This window comes from Leptospira sanjuanensis, from assembly GCF_022267375.1.
GTDB classification, from domain to species: domain Bacteria; phylum Spirochaetota; class Leptospiria; order Leptospirales; family Leptospiraceae; genus Leptospira; species Leptospira sanjuanensis.
Genome location: NZ_JAIZBH010000001.1, coordinates 2,582,045 through 2,600,063, shown reverse-complemented (window position 1 = coordinate 2,600,063; position 18,019 = coordinate 2,582,045). Strand labels below are relative to the sequence as shown.

Genomic DNA, 18,019 nt, shown 5'->3' with positions numbered 1-18,019 from the left:
GCAACAAGAAATCGGCAAAAAGAATTGATTTTTAAAGAAAAATTGGTCTGATAACCTCTTAAAGAGAATCATTTCGAATGAAAAAGAACGTCGAATTAGACTCGGCACTCAATTGGAAAACACTCCCTTAGCATCTACAGAGACCGGAGAACCAACCGTTTGATCAGTAAAGAAAATGATCCCTTGATGATAGAATATCTGGAAAAGAAAATCTATGATCAAAAGCAATTATTAGAAATCAGCAAGGCCCTGAATTCCACATTAGATTACAAATATCTAATGGATGCGATTTTGAATATCTGTCTCGCTCAGCTCCAAACCCTTCAGGCGGCGATCTACGTCAGTCCTGAAGCGGATTCGGACTTTTTCGAACTCGATCCGAGCTATAAAGGATTCGACCTTTCCGAAAACGAGAAGTCATTTCGCATCAAAACGAACGCCGCGCTGATCCAGTTTCTCGAAACGAGAATGAAGGCGATGACCATCAATCAGATCGAAGAGAGCATGGGACGATCCGTGAACGAAGTCGATTTCCTGCGCGGAATCGGAGCCGATCTAATCATTCCTCTCAACGCGAAAGGAAAGGTGAACGGCCTCCTCGTTCTCGGAGAAAAGATGACCATGAGCGAGGTTCAGGAAGAAGACAGAGACTTCTTGACCACTCTTTCCACTCTCGCGGGAATCGCGGTCGAAAACTCTCGACTCTACGAACTCGCGACCGTGGATATGATGACCGGTCTCAAAGTGCATCACTACTTTCAAACCAAACTCAAAGAAGAGATGGATCGCTGCAGAAAGAAGAAGTCTCATCTCACTCTGTTGTTCACGGACGTCGACAACTTCAAGAAGTTCAACGATACGCACGGACACCAAGCGGGAGACCAGGTTCTGATCGAAGTCGCGAAACAGCTTATCCGCAACGCGGGCAAACACGATACACCCGCGCGATACGGAGGAGAGGAGTTCTGTCTTGTGATGCCGGGAGCCGACCTCGAACGCGGTTACGAGATGGGAGAAAAGATCCGCAAAGCCGTGGAAGCGAGTTCCGTCAAAAACCCGAACGGAGGACCGGACCTAAAAGTCACTCTTTCCGTGGGAGTTTCCGAGTTTTGGCCGAAAGACAAAAACAATCGAGATCTGATCGAAAGAGCGGATAAAGCCCTTTATACGGCCAAACATTCCGGTAAAAATCAGACCATTTGTTACAAAGAGAACTAGAAAAACTTTTCTTTTTTCGGAATCTGCCGATGAGTACGGTATGGAAAAGAATCTCCTGCTGTACCAGATTCCTCTGAGCGGACTCGAGGAAACAGAACTTACAAAACGGATTCAGGATCGCGCCCTCGGGAAAGAAAAATTTGATTTTTCCCCGTATTCGTGTTTTATAGAATACAAACCCGCGGACCCGATCACGGGAATTCAGTATCGGGACTGCGTGATCGACTATACACGATGTTCCAATCAGAAATGTATCAAAAAACTTATCTGAGGATACTTCTCTCCTTCGTAGTTTTCTTTTTTCTTTCCTGTTCTCTGATTCCCTCGCAGGCACGGATCTCTTCCGTTTCCGGGGGAATCGAAATCATTCTTCCGTTTCAGGAACGAAGCGGATTCCGCTTTATTCAACTTTCCCTTTCCCCCGATGAAAAACCGCTCCGGTTTCTTGTGGATACCGGTTCGAGATTCTCCTTTTTGGATGAGAAATATTTTTCCGAACAGGATGCCAAACGAAGAATCGCGGTGACCTATCCCGGAGGGAAGGACGATTCGGTTCGAAAAATCCGGACGATCCGACTTTTTCACAAAAGCCATCCCGTTTTTAAGGAAATGACGGTTCATTCCCACGGTTTTTCCGGAAGTCTGGAACTGGACGGGATCATCGGGATGGACGCTCTGTATGAGAAAATTCTAATATTAGAATATCCGAATCAGATCCGTTTTCTCGAAACCGCGGGTGGAGAGTTCGCCGAGTCCATGGTTCCCGAATTTCCGGGTCTTGCACAGAACACGGAACCGCTCCGTTTTTTTTCCGGTCACCCGGTTTTAGAAATGAATTACAGCCCGGATGAAAAAGCCCTCCTTTTGATGGATACGGGCGCCGATCTGAGTCTTTTGGAACTTCCCAAACCGGTTCCCGGTTTTGTGGAGGAAACTTCCTCGAGTCGGCCGGTCCAGATTCTCAACTTTCAAGGCAAGGTTTTGAACGTAAGAACGCGTTTTATACGGAAACTTTGTATTGATACCACGTCTATTTGTGTGGAGAATCTCGAAATTCTTCCTTCCGGCCTTCCTGTGGATTTTTCGGGAGTTCCCACGGGAGTCCGAATCCAGGGAATTCTGGGAGTAAACTGGCTGAACGAGCATAGAATTCTTTTGGACATGAAACGGAGTCTTATAGGTATAGTAGGGAAAGACGGCGGAAAGTAGATGAGCAAGGGTAAAATCATAGTGGCGATGAGCGGCGGGGTGGACAGTGCGGTGACCGCGGGCCTGCTCATGGAAGAAGGCTACGAAGTCATCGGCGTCAACTTGAGAACCTGGGAATACGAAGCCCCCGCCTGCGATACCACCAAAAAATCCTGTTGTTCTCCCGAAGATATCCGCGACGCGAGAGACGTGGGTCTTTCCCTCAAGATTCCTTTTTACGTCGTGAAGATGGAAAAGGTATTTCAGGAGAAGGTGATCGATCGTTTTATCGACGACTATCAACACGGGAAAACTCCGAACCCTTGCGTGGAATGCAATACCTTCGTAAAGTTCGGCGCGTTGTTTGAAAAAGCGAAAGCTCTCGGAATCGATAAGATCGCGACGGGCCACTATGCGCGCATCGCCAGGAACGGAGATCGTTACGCGATCGCGAACGGGATCGACGTCGGAAAAAATCAGGCTTATTATTTATACGGACTTTCTCAAGAGAATTTAAAAAACGTAATATTCCCTCTCGGTGAAATGACCAAACCGGAAGTGCGAGAGATCGCTAGAAGAATGGGACTTCCCGTCGCCGAAAAAGCGGAGTCGCAAGAAATCTGTTTTATTCCCGAAAACGATTACAGAAAGTTTTTGGAAAAGAAGAATGTCGAGTTCACTCCGGGTTTTTTCAAACTCAGGGACGGCCGAATCATCGGCAAACACAAGGGCCGCGAAAATTTCACGATCGGTCAGAGAAAAGGTCTCGGCATCGCTTGGAGAAATCCTCTCTACGTCATCGCGATCGAAGATGACGGTTCCGTAATATTAGGAGAAGAGAATGAAACCTATACGGGTTCCTTTTCCGTGATCGATGCGAACTACCAAGGAATCGCTCCTATCCGCGAAGGGGAATCTCTGGAATGCCGCGTTCAAGTCCGTTACAGACATATTCCGATCCGTTGCAGAATCACGAAAGTCGCGGACGATCTCGTGGTCCATCCTCTCGAAGACGTGCGCGGGGTGACCCCGGGACAATCGGCGGTGTTTTATCCTTTGGATTCCGACTACCTTCTGTTAGGCGGAATTATCCGTAAGGGAAGCATTCAAATGCAGATCCGGGAAGCCGTCGAACCGGCGGTTTCCGCACAAGGTTAACGAGGATTTTTCTTTTTGTCACTGAGTCATAAAATTACGGGAAAAACGATTCTCATCGTGGGCGGAGGACTTCTCCAGGTGCCCATCATCCAAACTGCGAGAATGATGAAACTCACGACGGTCGTAGCCGATATGAACGGCGACGCACCCGGGATGAAGATCTGCGACATTCCGATGGTGATGAGCACGAAGGACATCGAGGGAATGGTGCGCGAATCCAAAAAACTCGCGACCAAGATCAAGATCGACGGAGTGATCACCGCCGGAACGGACGCGAGTATGACGGTTGCCGCCGTCGCGAACGCGCTGGATCTTCCGGGAATTCGTTACGTGGACGCGGAAGCCGCTTCCAACAAAGTGAAGATGCGCGAACGTCTGAAAAAAGCGGGGATTCCTCTTCCCGGTTTCGCTCCCGTTTGGAGCCTTGCTGACACGCGAGAAGCATTAGAATTTTTGAAATTTCCCCTCGTCATGAAACCTGCGGACAACATGGGCGCGCGCGGAGTCATCAAGGTTGAAAACAGGGAAGAATTACAAGCGGCCTTTAAACACGCGAAAAAATATTCTCCCACGGGGGAAATGATCTTAGAAGAATACATGCCCGGTCCGGAAGTTTCCGTCGACGCGTTGACTTGGAACGGAAATTTCGTGATTACCGGAATCGCGGATCGAATCATCGAACGCGAACCGTTCTTTATCGAGATGGGACACAACATGCCTTCGAGTTTAAGTCCTTCCGTTTTAAAGGAAGTGGAAGACGTGATGTTTCGAAGCATGAAGGCGCTCGGAATCACTCTCGGCGCCGGTAAGGGCGATATCAAGGTCACTCCGGACGGAGTAAAAGTGGGCGAGATCGCGGCAAGGCTTTCCGGCGGTTTTATGTCCGCGTTTACGTTTCCCCTTTCCTCCGGGATCAACCTGAACCGAGCCGCAATTCTCATCGCACTCGGAGAAGAACCGGACAACTTAACTCCTACCGTAAAACGCGTTTCGATCGAACGTTGTCTGTTGGCTCCGAGAGGAAAACTTCTCGCGATCGACGGAATCGAAGAGACTCGCAAGATCGAAGGCGTCAACGATCTCTTCTTTATGAACAAGATCGGCGATATCATCCAGGAACCCACGAATAACATCGAAAAGACGGGCCACGTCATCATAAGCGCGGACACTCTCGAAAAGGCCGAAGCCGTTTTCGAAACAGTAAAAAATACGATCCGTTTTACCTGCGACGAGCTCTATTCCGTTTCCGAAAAAGAAATCCAACAAAACGCGAGAATCCGATTCGGGAAAGATATATGCTGGGTTTGTAAAGTATGCGACGGAACCGATTGCGCTTCCGGCGTTCCCGGTATGGGCGGTTTGGGAAGAATGCTTACCTTCCAAGACAACGTCAAGGCCTTACAGGAATATTCCATTCTTCCTAGATACATCCGCGAACATACGCAAGGCTCGACGGAAACTCACTTTTTAGGGAAAAAAATCAAAACTCCTTTGATGGCCGCGCCGATGACCGGCGCAGTCACCAACATGAACGGCGCCATGGACGAGTTCACGTTTGCGGCAACACTTCTCGAAGGTTGTCAAACTTCCGGCACCTTAGCATGGTTAGGCGACGGCGCCAGCCCGGACAAATATCTTATTATGCTCGAAGCGGTCCGTAAAACGAAGGCGGATGCGATTCTCATCTGCAAACCGAGAGAAGACGAAGGTCTTTTAAAGGAACGGTTTCAAGAATCCGAAAATGCGGGTTTGTTCGCGCTCGGAATGGACGTGGACGCGGTGAACTTCAAAACGATGACTTTAAGGAACATTTCTTCCGTAACCCGCAACGTCTCTAAACTCGGAAAGATCCGTTCTCTTACAAAACTTCCTTTTATCGTGAAGGGAATCATGACTCCGGAAGACGCGCAACTTGCGATCGACGCGGGTGCGGATTGTATCGTAGTTTCCAATCACGGCGGAAGGGTCTTGGACGATATGCCCGGAACCGCGAGGGTTCTATCGGGAATTCGCAAAGCTGTCGGAGATAAAATTCCGATCGCCGTGGACGGAGGAGTTCGAAGCGGGATGGACGTCTTCAAGATGATCGCTCTCGGCGCGGACACTGTTCTTGTGGGAAGGCCGATGGCGATTTTTGCGGTCGGAGGCGGAGTCGCAGGAATTCGATTTTTAATTTCGCAATATACCGAACATCTTTTGCAATCTATGAACGTGACCGGAGCGGAAACCCTTCGAGGCATCGGAATGGACCTTCTGTTCCGGAAAAAAAACGACGAAGAAAATTCGGTTTCACAATAAGAAAATCGTTTTACTAACTCGGCATTTCCGATCCAATATTCAAACCGCAAATCGGGGTTTCGTCCCCGATGGAAACGGGAATAACGGATCTCGACCAAATTCATGGATAAAATCATCAATGACCCGGAAGGAATTCACAAAATTCTTCAGTCTCTTTTTACCAGACTTCCGGTCGTGATCCTCGTCGACAATCGTCCTTTACCGGTGCGGGTCGTCGGTCTCAAGGATGCGGTTCGGATCGTGGTCACTCTTCCCCCCGGAACTCCGGCGGAAGCGCATCGAAAACTTTTTCTCGTTCACAACAATCATAGATTTGCGGCATTGTTCACGGTCGAGATGCACAATCCTGCCAACGGAGTCGAACTTCTTCTTGCTACCGCGATTCAAGTCACGGTCGCTCAAAGGACGGAAGAACGGATTCACGTGGACGCTAGCGCCAACGGTTCGCAGATCAGTCTTACCAACATCATCAATCAGGGGAATCTGAGAAAAACATTAGGATTTGCTGATAAAAAGATCGACGAGATCGTAAAAAAACACGCGAAACAACTCAGGGAAACGTATCCTCATTCCAGCGTTTTCTTTTCGGACCGCATGGATAACCGTCTCAGACTGATGTACAACTTCGATCAGGCGATCTACGTTCTGGATCGAAATTCCAGAGGAGACGGAAGCGCAGGGTTTCAGTTTCTTCCGTTTCCCGAATATCAAAAACTGATCGCGGTCAATAAACTCGATCCGGGAATCATCTCCGAAATTTCGATCATGATTCGGTACAAGGGTTATACCCCTCTCGGCTACGTTCAGATTCTTTCGGACAAGGAACTCGGCACGAACGACTTCAACGCGGCGAACATCGCGGCCAACGCGGTTTCGAAGGAAGTGATCGCTTCCGGTTTCTTTCAAGAATCCAAGGAAAAATGCAACGTGGACAACATCTCCATGCAAGGGGTCGGTTTTTTTCATCCGCAGTCGATTTTCTTTTCGAGAAGTTTTACCGTGGGAGAAACGATCCTGTTCGATCTGAATCTTTCCGCGGAAAACAAGGGGACGTTTCGAGCCGTTATCCGAAACATCAACAATACGGACAAGATGTTTCGCATCGGTTGCGAGTTCTTCAACTTGAACGAACGGGAAGAGAACATGATTCAGACCTACGTCGATTCTAAGGAACACTAAACTTTTTGGGCACAGTTTTGATCGACAACCCGGATTTATCCCCAGGCTCGGAACGAGATTCCGAAACTCTACAGATCGCGATCTCCAAGGAAGAATCCGGAACGAGACTCGATCACTTTCTTTCCAAAAAATTCACGTATCATTCCAGAACGGCTTGGCAAAAGGAAATTTCCGAAGGAAGAATTTTGGTTTCCGGTAAGAAAGTAAAGCCGGGCGTATTGATCCGAGAAGGGGAGATTGTCGTTTATCAACCCGTGGAAAAAGAAGAACCTCCGGTTCGGACCGATTATACGATTTTGTTCGAAGATGATTGGATCGTAGCCGTGAACAAGCCGGGGGATTTACCCGTTCATCCCGCGGGAGCGTATCGAAAGGGAAACCTTCTGACTTTGTTGAACGAATCCGGCCGTTTCGGAACATTGTTCACGATTCATAGACTCGATCGGGAGACTTCGGGCGCGGTTTTATTCGCGAAGAATTCCATGGTCGCTTCCTCGCTTTCCTCTTTATTCAGTTCCGGAAATATTCAGAAATTCTATATTAGCAAAGTGTACGGGAATTTTCCCCATCGAAAAACCGCATACGGAGTTTTGAAACCGGATTCTACTTCAAAGATCAGAAAAAAACGCGCCTTTGCGGAACTTCCGCGGAATCGGAATATTTTTTCCGAAAAAAAGAATGTCGTTTTAGAAAATTCTTTCTCGGAGCCGAACGAGGAAATCTGTCTGACCTACTTTCAAAAAATTGAATCCGATCGGATCGGACATTCTACCGCGTTCGATAAAACGAAACGGCCGCTTCCAAACGACGGATCCACTAAACCTACCCATTCTTTCGTTTTGTGCAGACCGGTGACGGGGCGTATGCACCAAATCCGGGCGACTCTCTACGGTTTGGGATTTCCTCTTTGGGGTGATAAACTCTACGGAAAGGACGAAGATACGTTTTTGGATTTTATCGAAGGTAAAAATCCGGATCTGATTACGAGACTCGGAATGGAAAGGCAGGCATTGCACGCTTACTCGGTTCGATTCGTACATCCGATTACGAAAAAGAAACTAAAAATCGTAGCTCCTCTTCCGGAGGATTTTTCGTGAAGACGATCACTCCCGGACTTTTTGAATCTTTGATCCCTGTGATCGTTCTTGTGATGGGACTCGGTTACGCGGGAGTCGTGTTCGGAAACGGAACCGTGGACGGACCGGCACAGATGCTTTTGATCTTATCGGGGACGGTCGCGAGTTTACTCGGAATCCGACTCGGAGTCAAATGGGACGTTTTGGAAGAACACATCCTCGAATCTTTGAAGAACGTTTTAAAGCCAGTGTTGATTCTTCTGCTTATCGGTTCTCTCATCGGAGTTTGGATCTGGTCGGGCATCGTTCCTTCGATGATCGTATGGGGTTTGAAAATTCTCAAGCCGTCCTTCTTTCTGGTCATCGCTTGTTTGTTGTCCTCCGTCGTTTCGCTGATTACGGGAAGTTCCTGGTCCACCGCGGGTACGGTCGGAGTCGCGCTTATGGGAATCGGAACCACACTCGATGTTCCGCCCGGCGCTGCCGCGGGCGCCATCGTATCGGGAGCGTATTTCGGAGATAAACTTTCTCCGTTTTCGGAAACGACCAACCTCGCTTCCTCGATCGCGGGAACTCCTTTATTCACTCATATTCAACATATGTTATATACGACTTTGCCGGCTTTCTGTATCGCCCTCGTTTTTTTCACGTGGATCGGTTTGGGATATAGCGGATCGGAAGGAATCGATCATAAGGTGAACGAAGTCGTTTCTTTGCTCGAGAATTCCTTTCGAATTCATCCTTTGCTTTTGATTCCTCCCGTTCTAACCTTCGTTTTGATTTACTTTAAGATTCCGGCAATCCCGTCGATCCTTGCCGGAATTCTTTCGGGGGTTCTATCGGGAATTTTTCTACAACATTCGGATCTGGGTTTTCAGGAAGTCTACAAACAAGTTTTGAACTCCGCTTCGAAAGGGAACGCTTCCAGGACGGGGAACGTTCTGACCGACGCTCTTCTTTCGAGAGGGGGGATGGCTTCGATGCTTCCGACCGTTTGGTTGATTTTTTCGGCGATGTTTTTTGCGGGAGCGATGGAGGGTGCCGGTTTCATCCAAAAGATTACGAAAGGAATATTAAAATTTGCGAATACGGATCGTTCTCTTCTGACGGGAACCATCCTTACGAGCGTTTCCGCAAATCTGCTTTCTTCGGATCAGTATCTTTCCATTTTAGTTCCCGGAAAGATGTTTAAAAAATCGTATGAGGAACACGGTCTGGATTTCAAAAACCTTTCGAGAGCGCTCGAGGATTCGGGAACGATGACTTCTGCCTTGGTTCCTTGGAACACATGCGGTTCTTTTATGGCCGCCGCGCTCGGAGTTCCGGTGGTTGTGTTTCTTCCTTACGCCGTTTTAAATCTTTGTAGTCCGATCATTTCGCTCGTTTGTGCTTGGACCGGATGGACAATTCGTAAATCCTAATATTCAATTTTAAAAATGTTTTGCCCGAGAATAGAAATAAAAAATAACCCGATGCCTATCTTTAAAATCCGTTAAACCAAATTCGATGAATAACAAAAAAACGAAAGGATTGGCCCTTTTTTCCATTGCGCTCGGGATTTTGCTTTTGGGTTTTTCTTGGGAGGAATCCTTCTTGATGCCCGTGGAAGACGCCGGTGTTTCGAGTTACCATTCCGATTCTTTTTGGTTTTACCCTTGGGGAAAGTCGATCACGCACAAAGGTGTTGATATCTTTGCGAAGCGCGGAAGAACGGTTTTTTCTTCCATAAACGGAATCATTCTCTATCAAGGAAATATCGATATGGGGGGCAATGTGGTTCTTGTGTTGGGACCGCAATGGAAACTTCATTACTACGCGCACTTGGATAAGATCGAAATATTCTCCCTTTCTTATGTAACTAAAGGAACTATGATCGGAACCGTCGGAGATTCAGGAAACGCGGCCGGAAAACCAACGCATCTCCATTATGCAATCGTAACTCTCTTCCCATATTTCTGGCTTGCAGACAAAGGAATCGAAGGTTGGAAAAAAATGTTTTATCTAAATCCCATACCTTATTTAAACAAAGCCGGCAAATAGACGCGAGCCTTCCGTTCGAATTATAAAAGTATTTTAAGAATTAAGAATATACCGAGGTTGATTCCTCCCAGAACAAAGAACCAATTCAAGTTGGGAGGAAGAAACGTTTCTTGGATCGCGAATTCGATCGCTCGTTTCAAAGCCTTTTGCAGATCTTCCGGATTCGGATTTTCAGAATCGGGTATTCTTCCCGAAATTTCTTTCAAAAGGGATTCTATTCCGAGTTTATCCGTCATTCGTTTGACGAGGAAGCGGATGGGAGAAGGTAGGTCTTCGAGTTTGCCGAGATAGTAGGGAAGGTTTTGAATCTGTTCCGAAATCGAGAATTTCTTTCCGGCCGATTTGTCCGTTTCCGCTTTTTTACGGATCGACGTTTCCAAATTTTCGGAAAGATAGATGCTTACGGGTTCGAGATGATCGGTGATCAACATCTGCAACGCTTTGGAAACCGCGAATTTTTTTCCGAACAGAAAATGAAGAAAGGGAAACGCGATCCCGAAGGTTAACACCATTAAGGTGATCGGCCAGAGCTCGATGACGATGATGATGAGCGCGAGAATCGCTCCGATTCCTCCCGCTCTGGCTGCGGGAATTCCTCCGAGCCCCGATGCCAACGCTCTCATCTCCGGGAACAAGAACGCGAGCAGAATCCAGTTGAGAGTCCAGCCTATCAACGAGAAGAAGACGGTATTAACCAAGATCGTAAACGAGGTCCGTGCCGTGGATTTGAGTAAAGAGACCGTGTCGAGTTTCATAATCTTTATTCCCCGAAGCTGAATTCTTGCGCTTCCATATAGGAAGAATCCAATCTGCGGACAAGCCGTAAATTTCTTTCCAAACGGGAAAAATCGAAATTCTTTCCTGGATCGTTCGTTATAAAATTTCGGAGTCGAAACCGACCCGAAAGCGTCCGTTTTTGCCGGAATCCGGACTCTTTTTTTCCTTGGAAAAAGTAGGGAAGGCCGATATTGATAAGAGAGAAAGCCATGGTTTCCAGAATTCAAATAATACTGATCGCAATCATCCTCGTGTCCGTAGAACTGCTTTGGGCCGTTTCGCCGGATCAAACCAACCTCGGAATTTTAATTGGTGAGAATAAGATCAATCTTAAGTTCATCAACATCTGCGTGAGCAATCTAACTCCGATTCTGGATGAAGGCGCCGCGGCTCAGGATAAAACTCCGCCTAACAGTACGAAAACGGAAGCCGCTTCCGCTTCCGCACCCGCGGCAACTACGGCGGGAAAGGAAGAACTCTATAAAAAACTGGCCGGCATTCCTTCGTACGGAAGTCTAAAAAAGGCGAATCAGTTCGACTTCAACGGAAACATGTGGTATTTCCAGAGCAATTATAGTCTTTCTTTTAAGAACCTTCGAAGCGCTCAAGGGGAAATGAAGGATCTCTATCAGGCGACTCACGAACAATATCTTCAAAACTCAAGAGTGATTTTGGAATTCGCTTCTCCGTTGATCGTTCGCAGCAACGATAAGATCGCGCAGCATCTTTTAAGGCTCGGTTTCCGAGATCTCAAAAGTTCCGAGGATCATTTCACCACGGCTTACAATTCCGCTCCGTATCAGTTCCGTTATAAACTTCTTCTTCATAGCGAAGGGATCAAGATCGCGAGAAGGGCGAGACGATTCGCTCTCCTTGCGATGATCGCTTCCAAAACTCCGGCGGAGGATAAACCGGAATATCAATTCGTCAACCTCGACGATATTAGAACCGCCGCGGAAAAAGAAAACATCACCGATTACGAAAGGATCAGAAACACCCTGATCAACTACATAGACAACGATCTCATTCAAAGGAAGATCGTTCCTCCGGGAGAAGCGAAGGACAAACCGATCGATGTTTTGGAAATCCACGACGACAACTATTCGATCATCACTTCGGGAAGAATTTCACTGATGGATATGAGTAACGACGAAATTCGTACGGACGATATGGTGCAAAAGGAAACTCTTCCTCCGATTCCTGCAAAACCGGCTCCGACCAATTAAGAATATTCGAAACTTGGAAAGTATGAATTCGAAAAGTATGAATAGGACGAAAATCGGCGTGAGCCTAGTTTCCATTCTTTTCGGATTCGCATTGTTTGTCCAGGATGGAAGCGCGGGAACGCTTTCGTTTCGAGAAAAGAAAAAATCGATCGAACGGAAGATCCGAATTCTGGAAGAATCGAAAAAGGCGATCCCGTTTCAAAAACAAACCGAAAACTGGAATCATATTGTCGATTTGAGAGACCGTTTTCGAACTTCGTATCGTTCTGGTTCCGCTCAGGAAAGGGAAGAAGCCTTACTCCTTTTGGAAAGGGCCGTTTGGCAAGTTACCGCCGACTTCGCGATAGAAGGAAAATCGGCCGCAAAGAATCTGATCGTATCGTATTCGGAAGGTTTTCTTCGCGTAAAAAATCATCCGGAAGATGCTCCGCTCTCGGCAAGTCGCGAAGAAAAGGCCGCGAACTATTTTCGGATGGCAAAAGAAGAATTGGGCCAGGCCGAAAAGTTCGATCGGGACCGGAACGATTTTTACGCGATCGTCCTCTACGGAAGATCCATTCAATATTCCTTAAGTGCGATGGAAATGATCGGTCTCGAAACTCCGGCGGGTTTTGAGGGAATTCTCAAAAAGAAAATAAAACCTTAATCAAACGCGGACTTTATCGTTTGCCATTGTTTGAAAAACCCGTTTCAGGACTTGCCGATTTTTGAATGTAGTTTTTACTCCGTCGCTTTTTTGTTATCCGAATTCGTTTCCGAAGAGGAAGTTTCGTTTGGATCGTTTTGTTCTTTCGGTTCGATCCCTTTTTTTGTCTCGGATCCATTCGCATTTTCCGATTCGGAGATTTCGATCGAAACGGCGGCAGTGAGAGCGTAGTCGTACAAACGATAGTCGTCTCCCCGATACAAGGGATAGCGATACGAAAGGTTGAAGTTGAGTTTTTCCGAAACGTTCGCCGAAAAACCGACGCTGACTTCCCGAAAGATCGCCGGAACTTTTCCTTGGTCCGTTCGTTTTAAATCCACTCCTTCGTACGGAGTTCTATATAAGAAACCCGTAAAGAACGAAAGACCCGGCTTCCAAAGGTAGGTCACGTATCCGGAAAAGAGACTCGTCTTTTTTAAAAGGTAGGTTTCTTCCGGAGCGGCGGACGCAGGACTTCGGAGCCAATACGCGATTCCGTCGTTGTCCTGAAGATTGTTCGGCTGCGATCTGGAAAGAGGAAAGATTCCGCTGATTCTTCCCACAAAACTGAACTTACCCAAAAGATAACCGAGCGTAAGTCCCGGAATTCCGGAATAATAATTTCCACCCGTAAAACGATCCGTATCGGGACCGGAAGGAAAACCCACGTTGGCGCTTAATACGACGAAATAGTTTTTTTGAAAGTCGATCAATGGGAGATATTTGATTCCGATATACGTCTTTCCGATCCTCGCGGCGTCCGAACGATCCTTCTGTTCGTAGTAAGTGTAAGGGGTGCTGAGATTCAAAGCGAACATTCCGTTTTTCAGATTCGTCTCTCCGTAAAACGTGGTCGTGTGGATGTTGTTGTTTTCGTTTGTCTGTTTATAAAAATCCTGCGTGATTACGACGTAGTTCGCCGGTTTTTCCCGCTTTCCGGTAAACGGATCCACGAATCGGGTGGAGGATTGTTCGCTTCCTCCCATACCCGTATGATGCGCTTCGAGAGAAAGAGCATCAGCGAAAAGAATAAAGAGGAGAAATATTAGAATTTTATGTTTCATTAAAATAGGCTGCATCCCGTTTGATACAGAATCCGGTCCTGCTGCTGAAAGTTGGCAAGAATCAGATTGTAGAGATTTGCGTTTTGATACGGATTGATATCGACCGGACTTGTCAACGCCGCGATCGATGCCAGGATCGACGTTCCGCTTTGATCCTGAAAGAGTCCGTTCATTTTCCAGGTGACCGGAAAACTTCCCTGTTTTTGGGGGACGACGTCGAATCTGCATCTAGGAAACAGCTCCACCGTAAAGGACGACGTTTGAAGCCGGATCGTCTTTGCGACGGGGGCCGTCATCTGAAACGTAAGAGTCATCGATTGAATCTTGTATTTCACCGAAGCCAAATACCCCGAAGGAATTCCGGAAATCAAAGGAGCCGCGGAGGTGTGAACGTCCCCGGTTAAAATCGTCTCCGTGATCGTTTCCAAGTTTGTATCGTTAAACGAAGTCGTTCCGTATTCCTGTCCGTACGGAGAAGTGACCGGAAGATCCAGGGGAACCGTATACGGAGTGTGGGAATGGGTCGAATGTTCTTCCGGAGAAGTTTCGTCTAACGTTCTTGTTTGACCGGGAACTGTGGGGACGGGGTTCGGATTTACCCGAATCCCGATTCCGTCCCAAACGATCTTAGAGCCCGTTTGCAGTTGAAGGCTGTATGTGGTTGCGCCGGAAACCGCGTCAAAGTTTCCGATATTCGAATCTTGCTGATCGTCCGTATAATACAGATTCGCTTTGAACGTGGCAGGCCTTTCTCCATACAAGGTCAGCAGTCTCTGCAGCATCTTCGCTTCTTCCTTTCTGGAATCTCCCACGGAGCCGAAAGTGCATCCGAATAGGAAGAAGACGGATAAAAAAAGAATCCTAAAAAGGATCGCTGTGTCGCAGGTCATTTACGAACTCCGTGTCCGTTAAACTTTTCAAGAAATTCACGAGGTCCGTTTTTTCCGCGGCTGTCAATCCGATCGCAAACACGAACGGGTTCTTGTTCGGATTGAGTCTTCCGTCGCCCGTATTCGGACCGGTCGTAACGTTTCTTCCTCCGGCGTTGTAGTGTTCCACGACGTTTTCCAGAGTATCGATCGACCCGTCGTGCATATACGGCGCGGTTAATTCAATATTTCGAATGGAAGGCGCGCGGAATTTTCCCTTGTCCGCTGCGTTAGCCGTAAACTCGAACAAACCTTGATTGCCGGACGGATAACTTCCGTTGCCTCCGATATTATAAAGACCGTTGTTGTGAAACACGATCTCCTCAGTTACGGTTCCGGTATGAACGCTCGTTGCCGCTAGATTGAAACCTCCGTGACAATGAAAACATTCTCCCTTTTCCGAAAAGAAGATCTGCGCCCCTCTGAGGATCGAAGCCCTTTGTGTGGAGTTCCCGAGTGCGGCTACGTTTCCGTCGTAAAGATATTTGTCGTAAGGAGCTCGCCCCGAAATCAAGGTCCGTTCGAAGCTTGCGATCGCCTTAATGACGTTCGACGTAGTGAAAGGATCTCCTCCCGGAAACGCTTTTGCGAAAAGACCTTGATAACGATTGTCCGCGCGGAGACGATCGAGCATTTCGTTTTCCCGATTGGCGAGACCGAGTTCCACGGGATGTTCGCCGAACATCGGAACGAGCATTTGATCTTCGAGATTCTTCAGATTGGGATTTACCCACGTCTGACGCACGTTATACGCCACGTTGATGATTCCCTGCGAGTTTCTCGGATGAACGTCTCCGGTCGAACCGACGCCGGTCGTCAAACCGTCCGTAAACGCCTTTGCCTGTTTGTGACAAGAGCCGCAGGATTGAGTTTGATTTCCCGAAAGTTTCTTATCGAAGAATAAGAATCTTCCGAGATCGACTTTCTCCTGTGTCATCGGGTTGGAAGCGGGAACGACCGGAACCGGAAATCCCGGCGGAAGATTCCACACATAGGTGTTCTGCGGCAAAAGCAAAAGAAGCAGCGCTTCGTTTTGATTCGATTCCTTTTTTTCAAACGGAGCGAAGGGAAGAATTCCCGAACCGCAACCGATTATAAAAAACGCGTAAAAACAAAGAAGGAATGATTTCATGTTTCTTTCTCCCTGGCTCGAGAATCCCCGAGCCTTTGTAAAACGATCGAGTTTTATCACTTCGTCTTAACGGAAAATACGGTTTGAGTCGGAGTCGCCGGCGCCCCCGTTGCCAAAACCAAGCCGATATTCGGAAAAATGGTAGGACAACCCGTGCTCATCATACCGCTCGTTCCGGACATGCACATCGCAGCACCCGCGCTTGCGGTCAGATCAATTCCTTGTAACAGAGCCTGGACGTTGATCTTGATTTCCTGGGTGGAAGGATTGAATCCTCCGTCGGGCGTGAGAGTTACCGGAATTCGATTGGCTCTTACACAGGTGCTCGCGCTTCCCGTTCCGGTGCAATCTCCCGAACCGATATGAACCGAGGTTCCGGCGCTCCCGGTTTCCACGGTTTCGAAGTCGAGCTTCAAGAATTTATAACCGCTCGTCCAACTCCAAAACATACCGGTCGTGTTCATCGGAGCGGCTTGATTGTCCGCGTCCAGGTGATTCTTGTTTTCGGGAACTCCGACTGTGAACTTGATTCCTTTGTAGGTTCCCATCGGAATGGCCGCTGCGACGAGGTTGTTGGTTTCGGGGGTTCCGTCGCACTTGCCGGTTTTGTTTTCAAAGTCGAGAAGGGCGATGTTTCCGGATTGAAACTTCCCGTCCTGATTGAGAGTCAGAGCGACTTCTTCTCCCGAATCTTTGATCAAGATCACGTCGTGCACAAAAAGACGAAAGTCGTGCAGTTGAAAGGTCGTACTTTCCGCGATATGCGCGTTCGGAATAAAAGGCGCCGTTTCGAGAACACTCGCGTGTCCCCGGAGGGTCGCGCCGCATTCCAGCTTTTGAGTTCCGGCATATGCTGAAAATTGAATGCCTTGGTTGGCGGTAAGAACGAGCAAGGAAGCGATCGTGGTCAGATCGGAATCGTCCTTTTTTTTATCCCAAGGACAATGGACTAAACTGAAACAAATCGAAACGACAAAAATAAATACGAATATTTTTCGTAACATAAAAATCTCCTAATGTATTCAAAATCGAGCCCTGAACGGAACGTTGCGGAATTGAAACGGATTCGCGGGACGAAAACGGCGACTTTTTCAGCGGACTCCACTAAGTTCGCTGCGAAAAAAACGCCGAGCCTGGGCGGGGTCGCTCCGACGGGCAAAAAAAGGTTTCGAAAAATCAGGAGAGTCGAGGGGGTTTTAAAAGGGAGAAGCCGACGAGAATTCCAAAATTAGAATATTCTAAAGTGATAATTTGGAGCAAGCCGGGTTCGTGGTTTAGATCCGACGCGCTTTCGGGGGAAAAAAACGCCGAATAGAACGCGCCGAGCTGGGAAAGTTTATTTTCCGTCTTTTTACAGGAACAGGAATGGATTTCGCCGGACGCGGCCGAATGACAATCGGGAAGTTTTTGAGCAACGGTCGATTTACCCTCGGAACGTAGCTTTTTCGAAAAACGTTTGTCTTCGCGGTTTGTGTGTTTCTGGGCCTTGCTTCCGTGGTTGCATTCGCAGAGTTTCGCCTTTTCGGAGAGAACGCAACCGAACAATCCGCTGGAAAAAACGACGGCTTGGAAAAGAATCGAAACGGAAACGAAGATGGAAAGGAAGGATTTCATCCCAGATTGATTTTGAGTTTGGAAAGCACGAGCTGCAATCCTTCGCTCAGTTTCACTTCCGAAATCCGGATCTCGTCCTTTTTCAATTCGGAAATAAATTTTAGAATACGGTTTAAAACCATGGAGGGAATGGCGACCACGGGAGTCATATCCAGAACCACTTCCGTCGGACGAATCTCGCGGATCTGGGAAAGAATCACGTCGATCTCATCGGATTCCACGGAACAGATATTCTTGCGGAACACGACTCGAAACGAATTCTTATCGGGATAGATTGTGGATTCTTCCAATTGCTGCATAAATGAGAACGCAAGTACGACTATTTCAGAAACCTCGCTCTGCTGGAAACAAAAAAATCCGAAGAATTCCCGCGGAAACGGCACGAGGAGCGTAGGCCGCCCTTGTTTTTATCGTTTCTTAAAAAGTCCTCCGGAA

Annotated in this window: 18 protein-coding genes; 11 read left to right on the top strand and 7 right to left on the bottom strand. The window is 47.7% G+C overall.

Annotated features, from left to right (window positions below; translation table 11 throughout):
* Positions 1 to 159 precede the first annotated feature (159 nt).
* The 9 genes from LFX17_RS11665 to LFX17_RS11625 all read left to right on the top strand — a co-directional run bounded on the left by LFX17_RS11665 (position 160) and on the right by LFX17_RS11625 (position 10,157).
* Complete coding sequence (locus tag LFX17_RS11665; RefSeq protein WP_238730406.1) at positions 160 to 1,218, top strand: sensor domain-containing diguanylate cyclase; 1,059 nt, start codon at positions 160 to 162, stop codon at positions 1,216 to 1,218.
* Between the two features lie 40 nt (positions 1,219 to 1,258).
* Complete coding sequence (locus LFX17_RS11660) at positions 1,259 to 1,489, top strand: hypothetical protein (RefSeq protein WP_118956044.1); 231 nt, start codon at positions 1,259 to 1,261, stop codon at positions 1,487 to 1,489.
* Positions 1,468 to 2,427, top strand: coding sequence for a retropepsin-like domain-containing protein (locus LFX17_RS11655; protein WP_238730405.1), 960 nt, complete (start codon positions 1,468 to 1,470; stop codon positions 2,425 to 2,427). Before LFX17_RS11660 ends, LFX17_RS11655 begins: the two co-directional genes overlap by 22 nt.
* Complete coding sequence (gene mnmA, locus LFX17_RS11650) at positions 2,428 to 3,564, top strand: tRNA 2-thiouridine(34) synthase MnmA (protein WP_238730404.1); 1,137 nt, start codon at positions 2,428 to 2,430, stop codon at positions 3,562 to 3,564. It begins immediately after the preceding gene.
* Positions 3,565 to 3,579: 15 nt separating this feature from the next.
* Positions 3,580 to 5,862: an alpha-hydroxy-acid oxidizing protein gene (locus tag LFX17_RS11645; protein ID WP_238730403.1), complete on the top strand. Its 2,283-nt coding sequence runs from the start codon at positions 3,580 to 3,582 to the stop codon at positions 5,860 to 5,862.
* Positions 5,863 to 5,964: 102 nt separating this feature from the next.
* Positions 5,965 to 7,041, top strand: a complete 1,077-nt coding sequence (locus tag LFX17_RS11640) for a PilZ domain-containing protein (protein WP_238746826.1) — start codon at positions 5,965 to 5,967, stop codon at positions 7,039 to 7,041.
* Positions 7,042 to 7,061: 20 nt separating this feature from the next.
* The gene (locus LFX17_RS11635) at positions 7,062 to 8,138 is read left to right on the top strand and encodes an RluA family pseudouridine synthase (RefSeq protein ID WP_319941270.1); all 1,077 of its coding nucleotides are present in this window, start codon (positions 7,062 to 7,064) and stop codon (positions 8,136 to 8,138) included.
* Between the two features lie 5 nt (positions 8,139 to 8,143).
* Entirely contained in the window at positions 8,144 to 9,538 is a 1,395-nt protein-coding gene (nhaC, locus tag LFX17_RS11630) for a Na+/H+ antiporter NhaC (RefSeq protein ID WP_238747762.1), read from the top strand.
* A gap of 85 nt (positions 9,539 to 9,623) precedes the next feature.
* Complete coding sequence (locus LFX17_RS11625) at positions 9,624 to 10,157, top strand: M23 family metallopeptidase (protein ID WP_406600676.1); 534 nt, start codon at positions 9,624 to 9,626, stop codon at positions 10,155 to 10,157.
* Between the two features lie 20 nt (positions 10,158 to 10,177).
* Here the strand turns inward: LFX17_RS11625 and LFX17_RS21010 are convergent, their stop codons facing one another.
* Positions 10,178 to 10,912, bottom strand: coding sequence for a hypothetical protein (locus tag LFX17_RS21010; RefSeq protein ID WP_238746824.1), 735 nt, complete (start codon positions 10,910 to 10,912; stop codon positions 10,178 to 10,180).
* Between the two features lie 231 nt (positions 10,913 to 11,143).
* On the opposite strand from LFX17_RS21010, the gene LFX17_RS11615 reads away from it, so the two are divergent.
* Entirely contained in the window at positions 11,144 to 12,160 is a 1,017-nt protein-coding gene (locus LFX17_RS11615) for an adhesin OmpL37 family surface protein (protein WP_238746823.1), read from the top strand.
* Positions 12,161 to 12,197: 37 nt separating this feature from the next.
* Positions 12,198 to 12,806 (top strand): hypothetical protein, encoded by a 609-nt coding sequence (locus tag LFX17_RS11610; protein ID WP_238746821.1) that lies wholly within the window; start codon positions 12,198 to 12,200, stop codon positions 12,804 to 12,806.
* 74 nt (positions 12,807 to 12,880) lie between these two features.
* On the opposite strand, the gene LFX17_RS11605 is transcribed toward LFX17_RS11610, so the two are convergent.
* From LFX17_RS11605 to LFX17_RS11580, 6 genes are all read right to left on the bottom strand, one after another.
* A complete protein-coding gene (locus LFX17_RS11605; RefSeq protein WP_238747759.1) occupies positions 12,881 to 13,909 on the bottom strand; it encodes an LIC11086 family outer membrane transporter in 1,029 nt (342 codons plus the stop codon).
* Positions 13,909 to 14,799: a laminin/fibronectin-binding adhesin Lsa30 gene (lsa30, locus tag LFX17_RS11600; RefSeq protein WP_238746820.1), complete on the bottom strand. Its 891-nt coding sequence runs from the start codon at positions 14,797 to 14,799 to the stop codon at positions 13,909 to 13,911. Before lsa30 ends, LFX17_RS11605 begins: the two co-directional genes overlap by 1 nt.
* Positions 14,771 to 15,970 (bottom strand): MbnH family di-heme enzyme, encoded by a 1,200-nt coding sequence (locus tag LFX17_RS11595; RefSeq protein ID WP_238730395.1) that lies wholly within the window; start codon positions 15,968 to 15,970, stop codon positions 14,771 to 14,773. Before LFX17_RS11595 ends, lsa30 begins: the two co-directional genes overlap by 29 nt.
* Before the next feature lie 56 nt (positions 15,971 to 16,026).
* Positions 16,027 to 16,974: an MbnP family copper-binding protein gene (locus tag LFX17_RS11590; protein ID WP_238746818.1), complete on the bottom strand. Its 948-nt coding sequence runs from the start codon at positions 16,972 to 16,974 to the stop codon at positions 16,027 to 16,029.
* Positions 16,975 to 17,146: 172 nt separating this feature from the next.
* Positions 17,147 to 17,584 (bottom strand): LIC_11090 family protein, encoded by a 438-nt coding sequence (locus tag LFX17_RS11585; protein ID WP_238746816.1) that lies wholly within the window; start codon positions 17,582 to 17,584, stop codon positions 17,147 to 17,149.
* Positions 17,581 to 17,883, bottom strand: coding sequence for a sulfate transporter (locus LFX17_RS11580; RefSeq protein WP_238746814.1), 303 nt, complete (start codon positions 17,881 to 17,883; stop codon positions 17,581 to 17,583). Before LFX17_RS11580 ends, LFX17_RS11585 begins: the two co-directional genes overlap by 4 nt.
* Between the last annotated feature and the right edge of the window lie 136 nt (positions 17,884 to 18,019).